16 protein-coding genes are annotated in these 13,692 nt (G+C 62.6%); 12 read left to right on the forward strand and 4 right to left on the reverse strand.

The window, feature by feature from the left end:
• Positions 1–11 precede the first annotated feature (11 nt).
• The 3 genes from nrdR to PZL22_RS24125 are packed head-to-tail and all read left to right on the forward strand — an operon-like array spanning position 12 to position 2,329.
• Positions 12–485 (forward strand): transcriptional regulator NrdR, encoded by a 474-nt coding sequence (gene nrdR / locus PZL22_RS24115; protein WP_284718579.1) that lies wholly within the window; start codon positions 12–14, stop codon positions 483–485.
• Positions 486–502: 17 nt separating this feature from the next.
• Complete coding sequence (gene ribD, locus PZL22_RS24120; protein ID WP_284718580.1) at positions 503–1,708, forward strand: bifunctional diaminohydroxyphosphoribosylaminopyrimidine deaminase/5-amino-6-(5-phosphoribosylamino)uracil reductase RibD; 1,206 nt, start codon at positions 503–505, stop codon at positions 1,706–1,708.
• Positions 1,709–2,329: a riboflavin synthase gene (locus tag PZL22_RS24125; protein WP_003529304.1), complete on the forward strand. Its 621-nt coding sequence runs from the start codon at positions 1,709–1,711 to the stop codon at positions 2,327–2,329.
• A gap of 86 nt (positions 2,330–2,415) precedes the next feature.
• On the opposite strand, the gene PZL22_RS24130 is transcribed toward PZL22_RS24125, so the two are convergent.
• From PZL22_RS24130 to PZL22_RS24140, 3 genes are all read right to left on the reverse strand, one after another.
• The gene (locus PZL22_RS24130) at positions 2,416–2,766 is read right to left on the reverse strand and encodes a hypothetical protein (RefSeq protein ID WP_003529302.1); all 351 of its coding nucleotides are present in this window, start codon (positions 2,764–2,766) and stop codon (positions 2,416–2,418) included.
• Between the two features lie 413 nt (positions 2,767–3,179).
• Complete coding sequence (locus PZL22_RS24135) at positions 3,180–3,719, reverse strand: GNAT family N-acetyltransferase (RefSeq protein ID WP_003529300.1); 540 nt, start codon at positions 3,717–3,719, stop codon at positions 3,180–3,182.
• A gap of 36 nt (positions 3,720–3,755) precedes the next feature.
• Entirely contained in the window at positions 3,756–4,259 is a 504-nt protein-coding gene (locus PZL22_RS24140; protein WP_003529298.1) for a cupin domain-containing protein, read from the reverse strand.
• Positions 4,260–4,509: 250 nt separating this feature from the next.
• On the opposite strand from PZL22_RS24140, the gene ribH reads away from it, so the two are divergent.
• The 4 genes from ribH (at position 4,510) to PZL22_RS24160 (ending at position 9,019) form a co-directional block, all read left to right on the forward strand.
• Positions 4,510–4,971, forward strand: a complete 462-nt coding sequence (ribH, locus tag PZL22_RS24145) for a 6,7-dimethyl-8-ribityllumazine synthase (RefSeq protein WP_003529297.1) — start codon at positions 4,510–4,512, stop codon at positions 4,969–4,971.
• The gene (gene nusB / locus PZL22_RS24150) at positions 4,968–5,450 is read left to right on the forward strand and encodes a transcription antitermination factor NusB (protein WP_003529296.1); all 483 of its coding nucleotides are present in this window, start codon (positions 4,968–4,970) and stop codon (positions 5,448–5,450) included. Before ribH ends, nusB begins: the two co-directional genes overlap by 4 nt.
• Before the next feature lie 6 nt (positions 5,451–5,456).
• Complete coding sequence (locus PZL22_RS24155) at positions 5,457–6,683, forward strand: MFS transporter (protein WP_003529295.1); 1,227 nt, start codon at positions 5,457–5,459, stop codon at positions 6,681–6,683.
• 200 nt (positions 6,684–6,883) lie between these two features.
• Positions 6,884–9,019, forward strand: a complete 2,136-nt coding sequence (locus PZL22_RS24160; RefSeq protein WP_003529294.1) for a sodium-translocating pyrophosphatase — start codon at positions 6,884–6,886, stop codon at positions 9,017–9,019.
• 72 nt (positions 9,020–9,091) lie between these two features.
• Here the strand turns inward: PZL22_RS24160 and PZL22_RS24165 are convergent, their stop codons facing one another.
• Complete coding sequence (locus PZL22_RS24165) at positions 9,092–9,598, reverse strand: outer membrane protein assembly factor BamE (RefSeq protein ID WP_003529293.1); 507 nt, start codon at positions 9,596–9,598, stop codon at positions 9,092–9,094.
• Positions 9,599–9,735: 137 nt separating this feature from the next.
• Here PZL22_RS24165 and PZL22_RS24170 point away from each other — a divergent pair, with 137 nt between their 5' ends.
• From PZL22_RS24170 to PZL22_RS24190, 5 genes are all read left to right on the forward strand, one after another.
• Positions 9,736–10,272: a ubiquinol-cytochrome C chaperone family protein gene (locus PZL22_RS24170; protein WP_010969116.1), complete on the forward strand. Its 537-nt coding sequence runs from the start codon at positions 9,736–9,738 to the stop codon at positions 10,270–10,272.
• 82 nt (positions 10,273–10,354) lie between these two features.
• A complete protein-coding gene (locus PZL22_RS24175) occupies positions 10,355–10,906 on the forward strand; it encodes a YceD family protein (RefSeq protein ID WP_003529291.1) in 552 nt (183 codons plus the stop codon).
• 193 nt (positions 10,907–11,099) lie between these two features.
• Positions 11,100–12,143, forward strand: a complete 1,044-nt coding sequence (gene plsX / locus PZL22_RS24180) for a phosphate acyltransferase PlsX (protein WP_003529283.1) — start codon at positions 11,100–11,102, stop codon at positions 12,141–12,143.
• Between the two features lie 18 nt (positions 12,144–12,161).
• Entirely contained in the window at positions 12,162–13,133 is a 972-nt protein-coding gene (locus tag PZL22_RS24185) for a beta-ketoacyl-ACP synthase III (protein ID WP_003529280.1), read from the forward strand.
• Positions 13,134–13,226: 93 nt separating this feature from the next.
• Complete coding sequence (locus tag PZL22_RS24190) at positions 13,227–13,565, forward strand: integration host factor subunit alpha (protein ID WP_003529278.1); 339 nt, start codon at positions 13,227–13,229, stop codon at positions 13,563–13,565.
• Positions 13,566–13,692: the final 127 nt, after the last annotated feature.

The following is a 13,692-nucleotide window of genomic DNA, read 5'->3' on the forward strand; positions in this document are numbered from 1 at the left end:
CGGACGGCTGCATGCGCTGCCCCTATTGCGGTTCCGAAGACAGTCAGGTGAAGGATTCCCGTCCGGCGGAGGACGGGAACGCCATTCGCCGCCGCCGCATCTGCCCGGATTGCGGCGGCCGCTTCACGACCTTCGAGCGGGTGCAGCTGCGTGAGCTGATGATCATCAAGAAGACCGGTCGGAAGGTTCCTTTCGACCGGGATAAGCTGCTGCGCTCCTTCGAGATCGCGCTTCGCAAGCGCCCGGTGGATCGCGACCGGATCGAACGGGCGGTGTCGGGCATCGTCCGCCGGCTCGAAAGCTCGGGCGAAATCGAAATTCCCTCGGAGGAAATCGGCCTTCAGGTGCTCGAGGCGTTGAAGAGCCTCGACGACGTTGCCTTCGTGCGCTACGCGTCGGTCTATCGCGATTTCTCCCATGCGGAGGATTTCGAAAAGGTGATCGCCGAGATAAGCGCCAAGATTGCCCGCGATCCGGGCGAATAACCCGGAGAACAAGCGGTATGGGCGAGCCGGCACGTGAAGACGAACGTTTCATGGCGGCGGCGCTGCGGCTTGCAAGGCGCAATCTCGGCCTGACTTCCACCAATCCCTCGGTCGGCTGCATCATCGTCAACAAGGGCACGATCGTCGGCCGAGCCGTGACCGCTCCGGGCGGGCGACCGCACGCGGAAACGCAGGCGCTTGCGGAGGCGGGCGAAAAGGCGAGGGGAGCGACCGCCTATGTCGCCCTCGAACCCTGCTCGCATCATGGCAAGACCCCGCCCTGCGCAGATGCGCTGATCGCCTCGGGGGTCGGCCGTGTCGTCGTTTCCATCCTCGATCCCGATGAACGCGTTGCCGGCCGCGGCGTGGTGATGCTTCGCGGCGCCGGCATTGACGTCGACATAGGCACGCTCCATGAAGAGGGCGGGCGTGTGCTCGAGGCCTACCTCATGCGTCAGCGCAAGAAACGCCCGCATGTGACTCTGAAACTTGCGGTTTCCGCGGACGGCATGATCGGACGGAGAGGCGAGGGGCAGGTGAGGATTTCCGGTGCCGTCTCTCGCGCCCAGGTGCAGGTGTTGCGTGCCGAGACGGACGCGATCCTCGTCGGTATCGGTACGGCCATTGCCGACGATCCGGAACTTACGGTGCGGATGCCAGGGCTGGAGGAGCGCTCTCCGGTCCGGATCGTGCTCGACCGCCGCCTCGATCTGCCGCTCGAGTCGAAATTGGTCCGCACTGCGCGCGACGTTCCGCTGATCGTCGTAACGGGAGACGCGGGCTATCCTTCTTCCCACGAGCAGGGAGCAGGTGCCCGAAGGGCGGATGAGGGGCAGAGCAGTTTGCCCCTCTCCTCGGGTTCGACCCGAGAACCAGTCCTCTCTCCGCTCGCGGAGGCAGGGACCGATTACGACGCCCGTCGAGGAGCCCTCGAAGCTGCGGGGGCCGAGCTGCTGAGCGCCGATACCATCCCAGACCTCCTGGCCGCACTTGCATCCCGGGGCATCTCCTCCCTGCTCGTGGAGGGTGGGGCCAGAGCGGCGCGTTCCTTTCTCGATGCGGATCTGGTGGATCGAATCCTGCTTTTCACCGGTCCGGCAGCCATTGGCGAAGGTGGTATTTCATCCCCATTTCAAAGGACGTCGGTGCCGGAGGGCTTCACGCTTCGCCGCACGACGCGCTATGGCGACGATATTTTCGAGGATTACGAGAGAGATAGCTGAATGTTTACAGGCATCATCACCGACATCGGTACGGTCGAGAAGGTCACACCTCTCGAGGAAGGCATCAAGCTTCGCGTCGCCACGAATTACGACCCGCAGACGATCGATCTGGGTGCCTCGGTCGCGCATGCCGGCATCTGCCTGACCGTCACGTCACTTCCGGAAGCCGGCAGCAACGAACGCTGGTTCGAGGTCGAGGCATGGGAGGAAGCGCTGAGGCTGACGACGATCGCCGACTGGCGTGAGGGCACGCGCATCAATCTTGAGCGCTCGCTGAAGATCGGCGACGAACTGGGCGGTCACATCGTCTCCGGCCATGTCGACGGCAAAGCGGAGATCCTTGCCGTCGAAGCGGAGGGGGAAGCCGTGCGCTTCCGCCTCAGGGCACCCGAACATCTCGCGAAATTCGTCGCGCCCAAGGGCTCGGTGGCGCTCGACGGGACGTCGCTCACCGTGAACAAGGTGGATGGCGTCGAATTCGACGTATTGCTGATCCGACATTCGCTCGAAGTGACGACCTGGGGCGAACGCAAGTCCGGCGATCTCGTCAATTTCGAGGTGGACACGATGGCGCGCTACGCCGCGCGGTTGGCGGAATTCCCGGCTCCCAAGCAGGAATAACGTCTGGCTGAAAGAAATCGCCCGTCAAAACAAGTCCGCCCCCGAAAGTGGGGGCGGACGAGATTGTCGGGTAGCCGGCCGAAAGGTCAGCGGAGGTAGATCGTCAGTCCGCCATCGGCCGCCTGCTTCGCCGCGGCGACGTTGTCCAGTTCGACATTGCGTGCCCTAAGCGAAGCGAGCAGCGGTCTGTTGGCTTCGACAGCGGCTTGCAATGCGGCACGCTGCCCCGGTGTTGCCTTGTCTACTCGCATACGGGTCTGGTTCTGGCGGCTCAACGTATCGACATCGACAACGCGGAAATTGTCGCCCTTGAAGGTGCGCACGGTCTGGTCGATCCGGTCCGGCCAGTTCATTTCGACGCTCGCCGCTTGGGAGATTCCGGCGAAGGTAAGGGCGGAGAGGGTGGCGATGACGGAGATTTTCGCAATGCTGTTCATTGTCATGCTCCTTTTGGTTTTGCGGCTGCCCCAGCGACGATCGGTCACGTGACCTGCCACGGCCGTTTGCTTCTCTGAGGCGCAGCCTGCAGGCCAGCACGGGTCGTTTACGGGTGATGTCGCCCGCAGCGAAGAAAGCTGGACCGTTTCGACTGGTTGGTACTGCGCCTTGTTGTGTCCGACCAGGATCTCGCGCCGTGCCAACGGTCACGAAAGTGGACCGGAATGTGGCCGTTTCGGTGGCGTAAAAGGCTGAAAATAATTAAGAATTGTTCATCTTTCCGCTTTTCCGCGCGGCGCCTGGATCACCATGTTTTGGGTCGGATCGACTTAAGACATGAAGGTGATCGGTTCCAGGAAGTTCAGACGCGGGATGCGAGCGGAAAACCGCACACACTTTTCCTCATACAGCTCTAAGCCTCGGATGCCCTCGACCGCCTTTCGAACATGACCATCGGCCGGCCGTTATAGGTTGTGCGCCAGAATTCCTTGAAACCGTGTTTGAGGGCGACATTGATCGAAGCCTGGTTGCCCGGTTCGATGATGCAGGTCTTTCTCAGCGCGGGAAACTGACGGTCGGCCCAGGCGAGGGCGGCGGTCACGGCTTCCGTCGCCAGGCCGCGGCCGTGGTTTTTTGGAGAAATCGCCCAGCCTGTCTCCATCGTTCCCTCCAGCGAGGGCGTGATCTGGCGATGCGCTTCGTGGAAGCCGGCCTCTCCGATAAAGGCGCCGGTTTGCTTGTCCTGGATCGCGAAAAAGCCGAAGCCGAAGTAGTGCCACATGCCGACCTGGCGCAGGAATCGCGTCCAGGATTGTTCGCGTGTGTAAGGCACGCCGCCGGTATAGCGGGTCACTTCCTCGTCGCCGAAGAGTGCGCAATAGGAAGAAAAGTCGTCGCGCCGGTAGGGGCGCAGGAATAGCCGCTCGGTTTCGATCGTGGGGACGCTGTGCATTGTCGCTCCGCTTATTCTGACAGGGAAGAGTAGAGTTCAGAAGCCCGGTTCACCGTCCCAATAGTCGGCCGCCGAGGGCGCGCGGCCGATGAAGTCGAACGACGCCTGGCCTTCGCCCGGACGCCGGGTCCTTGCCAGGAACTTGCCGGAGTCCGGATATTCGCAGATTTCGGTGGCCGCGATGGTGGAAATGGACAGGTATTTGAGCGGCAGCGTGCCGGTATTGATGAGGTGATGCGCGGTCTCCTGGCCGCCAGCGGGCGCTCCGAGTATGTCGCCTGGTCCGACCGCATGGCGTTCGCTGCCGAAACGGTACGTTCCTTCCCCCTCGAGGATGATGAACAGCTCTTCTTCGACATGGTGGTTATGGAACGGACACCCGGATTTGCCGGGCGGAACCTCGCCGTAGCCGATGCCGATATCCTTGAGACCGAGAAGCGCCCCGAAAGAGACGTCGCTGGATTCGAAGAACGAACCACGGCGCCAGTGGTCGAGCTTCAGGTTCTTCGGATTGACGATGGGCCTTTGCGCGTCCGTCATCGCAGTCGTCCTCCTGGTCGCGTCTCATGCCCGGCTCGACCTCGCGGAATCGGCCTGGGCGCGCTTAAGGATTAGAGACAGTTGACGCCGTTACAAGCGGGTTTGCTGTTCGGCTCCACCAATATCGAAGATTGCGGTACGGCAAATGCCCTTCGGTTAACGGAATTTACTTGCCATTCCGTGCCGGGCATGGTTTGACCGCCGCCTGCACCGGCCAAGTCCGGTCCGAATTTTTCAAGACAGGTGATCCATGGCGAAGATCAAGCCCGTCCACATCCTGATTGTGGAAGCGCGTTTCTATGACGATATGGCCGACGCGATGCTCGATGGAGCGAAACATGCGCTGGATGCGGCCGGCGCCACTTATGATATTGTGACGGTCCCGGGGGCACTGGAAATTCCCGCGGCGATCGCCATGGCGCTCGATGGTGCCGACGAAGGCGGGGCGGAATATGACGGCTTCGTTGCGCTCGGCATGGTGATCCGCGGCGAGACCTACCATTTCGACATCGTCGCCAACGAGTCCGCGCGCGCGCTGATGGATCTCGCCGTCAGCGAGAGCCTGGCGCTCGGCAACGGCATTCTGACGGTCGAGAACGACGAGCAGGCCTGGGCACGGGCCCGCCGTACGGAAGGCGACAAGGGCGGATTCGCCGCGCGCGCCGCCCTGACCATGATCGAACTGAAGCAAAGATTGGGCGCAGAGAAGTGACGAACACCCCTTCGGATCAGCCGCTGAAACAGGTCAACCAGCGTGGCGCCGCGCGCCTTGCAGCCGTTCAGGCGCTTTATCAGATGGATGTCGGCGGGACCGGCGTCCTGGAGATTGTCGCCGAATACGAGGAACATCGCCTCGGCAAGGAACTGGACGGTGACACCTATCTCCGGGCAGACGCGTCCTGGTTCCGCTCGATCGTTGCGGGCGTCGTGCGCGACCAGCGCAAGCTCGATCCGTTGATCGGCTCGGCGCTTCAGGACGATTGGGCGCTTTCCCGGCTCGATTCCACCGTCCGCGCAATCCTGCGCGCCGGCACCTTCGAGATCCTTGAGCGAAAGGATGTGCCGGTTCCGGTGATCGTGACCGAATATGTCGAGATCGCCAAGGCCTTCTTCCAGGACGAAGAGCCGAAGCTCGTCAACGCCGTCCTCGACCGGATCGCCAAACAGGTTCGCGGCGACCAGAGAAAGTAAGCGCGGATGGCCGCCGAGCCGGCAGAAATGGGAACGGTCCTCCGCGAGGCACGCCGAAACGTGCAGTTGCTTACCGTCGCCCAGGCACTGCTCGGCGTTGTCGGACCGATCAGTTTTGCAGTCGGCGGCGTTGCCGGCCACCAGTTGCTCGGCGAAGACAAGTCGCTCGCGACGGCGCCGCTCACCGCCTACAATCTCGGCATGGCGCTCGGCGTCGTGCTCGTTGCGGTGTTGTCGCGACTCGTTGGCCGACGCTTCGCCTTCATCGCCGGTGCGTCGATCGCTGCGCTCGGCGGCGTGCTCGCCACGGCTGCACTTTTCCGGGAGAGTTTCTGGTTCTTCGCCTGCGGCCTCGCAGTTCTCGGCGCTTCCAACGGCTTTACGCAGAAGCTCCGCTTTGCCGCAGCCGACGCTTCGCCGTCCTTCTACAAGGCCAAGGCGATTTCCTGGATTCTGGGAGGCGGCATCGTCTCGGCGATCCTCGGACCGCAGATCGTCATTTTCGCGGGCGATTACTTCGCGCCCGTGTGGTTTGCGGGTGCTTTCGTCGCTCTCGTACCGGTCTGCATCGGCGCGCTCTTCTTCTTCGTGCCGCTGCGGCTGCCCGACCACACAACGGCATCGACCCATCACGAGCAGCCACCCGCGCGCCCGCTGCGCGAGATTGCGGGCAGCCAGCGTTTCATGACGGGAATGATCTGCGGGATTTCCAGCTATGTCCTGATGACCTTCATGATGACGGGCGCGCCCGTCGCCATGGTTGTCGGCTGCGGTTTTTCGAGCGATCTCGCGACGCTCGGAATCCAATGGCATGTGCTTGCGATGTTCGCTCCGAGTTTCGTCACGGGTTGGCTGATCAGCCGCTTCGGCGCCGAACGCATCGTCGCCTGTGGTCTCCTCCTGCTGATGGCCTGCGCTGCCGTGGCTCACCTCGGTGTCGCACTCTGGAATTTCTGGGGCGCGCTGTCACTGCTCGGCCTCGGCTGGAATTTCGGTTTCATCGGCTCCACGGCGATCGTCGCGCAGAGTTACCGGCCGCATGAGGCAGACAAGGTCCAGGGCTTTCACGATATCGTTCTCTTCTCAGCCGTCGCTTGTTCTTCCTTCGCGTCCGGCAAGGTGCTTTCCGCCTATGGTTGGGACATGCTGAGCGCGGCTGTCTGGCCGGTGGCCGGTTTTTGCCTTCTTCTCCTTCTCCCGCTCATGCGCGCAGGCAAGCAGGCCACCGCCTGAAAGCCTGTTTTACCCGAAGGCTTCCCGGACCCTGAAAAGGCCGGCATGCGGGCAATTTCAGGGGCTTGACGATCCACATCGGCAACAGCACTCTGGCCGCGCCGCGAAAACGCGTCGCTTGAGGAGGCGGCGCGTGATTCGCGGAGAGAGGGGCCTGCGGCAGGGATGAGCCCGCAGGTTGTAACGGAGGAAAGTGCGAAATGACCATATTGTTGGGCGTTATCGCATGCGGGTTGCTTTCGGTGGTCTATGCCATCTGGGCGACAAAGTCGGTGCTTGCCGCCGACCAGGGGAATGCCCGCATGCAAGAAATCGCAGGTTTTATCAGAGAGGGGGCGCAGGCCTACCTCACGCGTCAGTACACAACCATTGCCATCGTCGGTGTCGTCGTCTTCATCGCCGCATGGCTCCTGTTGTCGGGTGCAGCTGCCATCGGCTTCCTTATCGGTGCGGTGCTCTCAGGTGCCGCGGGCTTCATCGGCATGCATGTTTCGGTCAGGGCCAACGTCCGTACGGCCCAGGCCGCCTCGGTCAGTCTCGCCTCCGGTCTCGACATCGCATTCAAATCCGGTGCAATCACCGGCATGCTGGTGGCCGGCCTCGCCCTCCTGGGCGTCTCGGTCTACTACCTCATACTCACCGTAGGCCTCGGGCATGAGCCTGCCGCGCGCGAGGTCATCGATGCGCTTGTCGCGCTCGGCTTCGGGGCGTCGCTGATTTCGATCTTCGCCCGTCTCGGCGGCGGCATCTTCACGAAAGGCGCCGATGTCGGCGGCGACCTCGTCGGCAAGGTCGAAGCAGGCATCCCCGAGGACGACCCGCGCAACCCGGCGACAATCGCCGACAACGTCGGCGACAATGTCGGCGACTGCGCCGGCATGGCCGCCGACCTCTTCGAGACCTATGCGGTCTCCGTCGTGGCGACGATGGTGCTTGCATCGATCTTCTTCGCCGGAGCCCCGGTGCTCGCAACCGTCATGACCTATCCGCTGGCGATCTGCGCGGCCTGCATCATCACCTCGATCATCGGCACTTTCTTCGTCAAGCTCGGCGCCAACGCCTCGATCATGGGCGCGCTCTATCGCGGGCTGATCGTTACGGGCGCTCTTTCGATCCTCGGCCTTGGCGCTGCGACATCGCTGACGATCGGATGGGGTTCGATCGGAACCGTCGCGGGCATGGACATCACCGGCTGGAACCTGTTTCTCTGCGGTATTATCGGCCTTATCGTCACCGCGCTGATCGTCGTGATCACCGAATATTATACGGGGACGAACAAGCGGCCGGTGAACTCGATCGCGCAGGCATCGGTTACCGGCCACGGCACCAACGTGATCCAGGGCCTCGCCGTGTCCCTCGAATCGACCGCCTTGCCGGCCATCGTCATCGTCGGCGGCATCATCGCGACCTATCAGTTCGCCGGCCTCTTCGGGACGGCCATCGCCGTGACCGCCATGCTCGGTCTTGCCGGCATGATCGTAGCGCTCGACGCCTTCGGTCCCGTGACCGACAATGCCGGCGGCATCGCCGAGATGTCGCATCTGCCGCCCGAGGTGCGCAAGTCGACCGATGCATTGGACGCCGTCGGCAACACCACCAAGGCCGTGACGAAGGGTTACGCGATCGGTTCAGCGGGGCTTGGCGCCCTGGTGCTCTTCGCCGCCTATTCCAACGACCTCGCCTATTTCGCCGCCAATGGCGACAAGCATCCCTATTTCGCCGACGTCGGGACGATCTCCTTCGACCTGTCCAATCCTTACGTCGTCGCCGGCCTGATCTTCGGCGGTCTCATTCCCTATCTCTTCGGCGGCATCGCGATGACCGCCGTCGGCCGTGCCGGGAGCGCCGTCGTGGAGGAGGTTCGTCGCCAGTTCAAGGAAAAGCCGGGCATCATGGAAGGCAAGGATCGGCCGGACTATGGCCGGGCCGTCGACATGCTGACGAAGGCGGCGATCCGCGAAATGATCATCCCGTCGCTGCTGCCGGTGCTGGCGCCGATCGTCGTCTATTTCGGCGTGCTGCTGATCTCCGGCTCGAAGGCGTCCGCCTTCGCGGCGCTCGGTGCCTCGCTTCTCGGCGTGATCGTCAACGGCCTTTTCGTGGCCATCTCGATGACGTCCGGCGGCGGTGCCTGGGACAATGCGAAGAAGAGCTTCGAGGACGGCTTCGTCGACCGCAACGGCACGCGCCACATGAAGGGGTCCGAAGCGCACAAGGCCTCGGTGACGGGTGACACCGTCGGCGATCCCTACAAGGATACGGCCGGTCCGGCGGTTAACCCCGCGATCAAGATCACCAACATCGTGGCCCTTCTCCTGCTCGCCGTTCTGGCCTGACGCAGGCGTCTTGAAAGCAGAAGGCCCGCGGGACCTGGTCTCGCGGGCCTTTTTCGCGCCGTTGCGGCTCGGTTACTTGCCGAAGTCCTTGAACAGGTTGCGCGCGGCGGCCTGTCCGGCACCGGGGCCGGACAGGAGCTGGCCGAGGAAGCTCGATTCCTTGCCGCCGGTCGGCGTCGTGCGCGTCAGCATGTCGAATACCTTCCCGTCCTTCATCGTGTAGTGCGCGAGCTGGCTGACGGTGCCTTCCTTGTCGAAATAGACGGCGAGGATGGACTGATCGATGATCTTCGGCTTCATGAAGGCGACCGGCCGCTTGCGGGTCTGGGAGATGTAGTAGAACACCTCATTGTCGAATGTCGCGGTCGTGGAAGGCGTGCCGAGCGAGAGCAGTACCTGCTCGCGGCTCGATCCGACCGGCACGAGTGCCAGCGTTTCCTGGTCGACGACATAGCCCTGATGCAGGACTTCACCCACATTTGCGGACATGCAGGCGGAAAGGGCGGTAGTGCAAAGGGAAGCCACGAGCACGGCACGGCCCAGGACTTTGAGGTTTGTCGTCAAATACCGCTTCGTCAAGGACTGCTCCCCTGGAGTAACGATTGGCAGATCGGCCATTGCAATTCGTGCCCGCTTCGGTAAACCAGCTTCGGCTATCATGCAACATGATCATGGGCGCTTGCCCCTGATTTCGAGAAAGCCAGCCGGCCTCTGTGATGATTTTTGGACTGTTCAAGAAAAAAAGCGGCAATATTGCGATTGTGAAGCGCCAATATGCGGCACTGACCGCGGCGGCGCGCCAGCCGTTTCTCTATACCGACCTCGATGTGCCCGACACCGTCATGGGGCGCTTCGAGATGTTGTCGGCGATTCTGATCCTTTATTTCCGCCGCACGCGCAGCTCGGCGCGAGCCGGCCAGGAAATCGCGCAGGAGATTGTCGACGCCTTCTTCGAGGATGTGGATCATTCCATCCGCGAGCTCGGCGTGGGCGATGCGAGCGTGCCGAAGAAGATGAAGAAACTTGCCGGCATGTTCTATGGCCGCCTCGAATCCTACGCTGCGGCCCTCGAAGGACGGGATGCCGGCGCATTGGCGGCCGCATTGAGGCGCAATTTTCACGCCGACGTGGAGGACGCGCCGTCCATGCGGGGCCTCGCCTCCTACCTCCTTGCGGTCGAGTCCGTGCTCTCGGATACTGCCGAAGAGGCCGTGGAGACGGGTCAGTTGCGCATCCCCCCGGCCGGAACGTAAAAGCGCCGCGATCGTTCGTCGATCGAATGGCAGCGTGCCGACCGCGCCCTGCCGCGGCGCCGGCGCGAGGAAGGACCTGAACATGAAGCAAGAGAGCAAATCGGCATTCTCCTATCCGGTGAAGGTCGGGCATATTTCGGCAAATCCTGTCACCGTGCATGTGTCGGCGAACGATGCAGAACTGCGAGCTCTTGCCAAACTTTGGCGCGTGGACGGCGTCTCTTCTCTTGCCGCCGACCTGCAGATTGCTCGCTGGAAAAAGGACGGTGTGAAGATCAAGGGCGAGGTTCGTGCGCACATCGTGCAGACCTGCGTCGTGACGCTCGAGCCGGTCGAGTCGGATATCCGGGAGCCGGTGGAGGCGATCCTCGTGCCGGAGGGATCACGTCTCGCGCGGCAGGCCGACACCGATGGCGGCGAGATGATCGTCGATCCGGACGGGCCCGACCTGCCCGATACCTTCACAGGCGATACGATCGATGCCGGCGTGGTCGTCAGCGAGCACGTCGCGCTCGCCATCGATCCCTATCCGCGCAAGCCGGGCGCCGCTTTCGGCGAGCGCATCGAAAGCTCCGCAGCGGACGACGAACGACCGAACCCGTTCGCGGTGCTGAAGGACTGGAAAAAGGATTGAAACGGCTAGGCCCCGGCTTACAATTCGGTTGTCACGCCGACGAAAAGCAGTATTTTGGCCCGACTCCAGCCAAGGGGCCGTTGCGCCGAGACATTGCATGCCGGCCCCACTATCAGAAGGAACATGGATCGCCGCCGCTTAATGCTTGAGGGGCGAAATATGTTGCGTGGCGGGAAAAAAGGATAAGACACGCGTGGTCAGAATTTCACTTGACGTGATGGGAGGCGACTATGGTCCTGAAGTCGTCATCCCGGGCGCAGCGAGAGCGCTCGAACGTCACCCGGACATAAAGTTCGTTCTTTTTGGCCAGGAAGCGCGATGCATCGAACTGCTCGCCAAGCACCCGAAGCTCAAGGCGAGCAGCACGTTCCATGATTGCGAGATCGCCGTCGGCATGGACGAAAAGCCAAGCCAGGCGCTTCGGCGCGGACGCGGCAAATCGAGCATGTGGAAGGCGATCGACGCGATCAACGCCGACGAAGCGGATGTGGTCGTCTCGGCGGGGAACACCGGCGCGCTGATGGCGATGTCGGTGTTCTGTCTGAGGACGATGCAGGGCATTCAGCGGCCGGCGATCGCCGCCATCTGGCCGACGCTGAAGGGCGAAAGCATCGTCCTCGACGTCGGCGCGACGATCGGCGCGGACGCGCAGCAACTCATGGATTTCGCCCTGATGGGCGGCGCAATGGCCCGGGCACTCTTCGAGGTCGAGCGTCCTTCCGTCGGCCTTCTGAACGTCGGCGTGGAGGAGATCAAGGGTCAGGAAGAGGTTAAGGAGGCCGGGCGCCTCATCCGTGAGGCCGACGTCGAGGGAATCGAATATTACGGCTTCGTCGAAGGCGATGATATCGGCCGCGGCACCGTCGATGTCGTCGTCACCGAGGGCTTTTCCGGCAATATCGCGCTGAAGGCAGCAGAGGGAACGGCGCGTCAGATCGCCGAATATCTGCGCGCCGCGATGTCGCGCACGCTTCTTGCAAGGGTCGGCTACGTCTTCGCCAAGGGAGCCTTCGACCGGCTCCGCGAGAAGATGGATCCGCGAAAGGTCAATGGCGGGGTGTTCCTCGGCCTCAACGGCATCGTTATCAAGAGCCATGGCGGCGCGGACGCCGAGGGCTTCGCCGCGGCCATCGACGTCGGATACGATATGGTGAAGAACGGCCTCAAGGCGAAGATCGAGGCCGACCTGGCACGGTATCATGGCGCCCAGCCGTCCGAAGCCGTTCCGCGGGCATGAATGATGAGGTTTGAGTAGATGATCCGTTCTGTCGTGCGCGGCTTCGGGGCTGCACTGCCAAAGCGAGTGATGACCAATAAGGAAATCGAATCCAGGGTCGACACGTCCGACGAATGGATCGTGCAGCGGACCGGCATCCGCCAGCGCTATATCGCAGGCGAGGGCGAGACGAGCGCCTCTCTCGGCGAGGCGGCGGCGCGGGCGGCGCTCGAGAGAGCCGGGCTGACGCCGGACGACGTCGACCTGATCATCGTCGCGACCTCCACTCCGGACAACACCTTCCCTGCAACCGCAGTCAACATCCAGAACCGCCTCGGCATGCGGCACGGTGCGGCATTCGACATGCAGGCGGTCTGTTCCGGCTTCGTCTACGCGGTGGCGACGGCCGACGCCTATATTCGCGGCGGCCTCTCCAAACGCGCGCTGGTCATCGGCGCAGAGACCTTCTCGCGGCTTCTCGACTGGACCGACCGGACGACGTGTGTGCTGTTCGGCGACGGCGCCGGCGCAATCGTCCTGGAGGCGCAGGAGGCGGCCGGCACCAAGGCTGATCGGGGCGTTCTGACGGCGCAATTGCGCTCCGACGGCGCCCACCGCGACAAGCTCTATGTCGACGGCGGGCCGTCGACGACCGGCACCGTCGGCCATCTCCGGATGGAAGGGCGCGAGGTCTTCAAGCACGCGGTCGGCATGATCACCGACGTGATCGAGGCGGCTTTCGAGGCAACCGGAACGACCGCGGACGACATCGATTGGCTGGTTCCGCACCAGGCCAATCGCCGCATTATTGACGGTTCGGCCAAGAAGCTGGGCATCCCTCTCGAAAAGGTTGTGGTTACCGTCGACCTGCATGGCAACACCTCCGCGGCATCGATTCCGCTTGCCCTCGATGCCGCCGCCTCTGACGGCCGCATCAAGAAGGGTGATCTCGTAATGCTCGAAGCGATGGGCGGGGGCTTCACCTGGGGCTCCGTTCTTCTTCGCTGGTAAGAAAATAATGAATTACGGCAGGCGCTTGACCGGAAAAGACAAGGGCAATAGTCTTCAATCGCTGATCGGCATGCCAGACATCGGTGGGGGAAGATGAGCGGAAAAACAGTAACGCGGGCAGACTTGGCTGAATCGGTTTTTCGCAAGGTGGGTCTGTCTCGCACGGAGTCCGCCGAACTCGTAGAGACCGTTATCGACGAGATCTGCAACGCAATCGTGCGTGGCGAGAGCGTGAAGCTGTCTTCTTTCGCAACGTTCCAGGTGCGCGACAAGAACGAGCGCATCGGCCGGAACCCGAAAACCGGCGAGGAAGTGCCGATTTCTCCGCGCCGGGTGATGACCTTCAAGGCTTCGAATGTCCTGAAGCAGCGGGTCCTGAAGGCGCATCTGAGCCGCAAGTCCAAACTGAAGCCGTCCAACCCGGCTGGCTGAACTGCCGTCGGCGACCACAAATGTGGTTGAAAACCCATCCATAAGCCATTGAAGTAGGCGTGATTCGTGTAATCATCGCACGACGATCCGTGCGTCGCGCCGCCGATCTTGTCCGGCGAGCGCCTTA

Origin of the sequence: Ensifer meliloti (assembly GCF_030064585.1) — a bacterium.
Classification (GTDB): Bacteria; Pseudomonadota; Alphaproteobacteria; order Rhizobiales; family Rhizobiaceae; genus Sinorhizobium; species Sinorhizobium meliloti.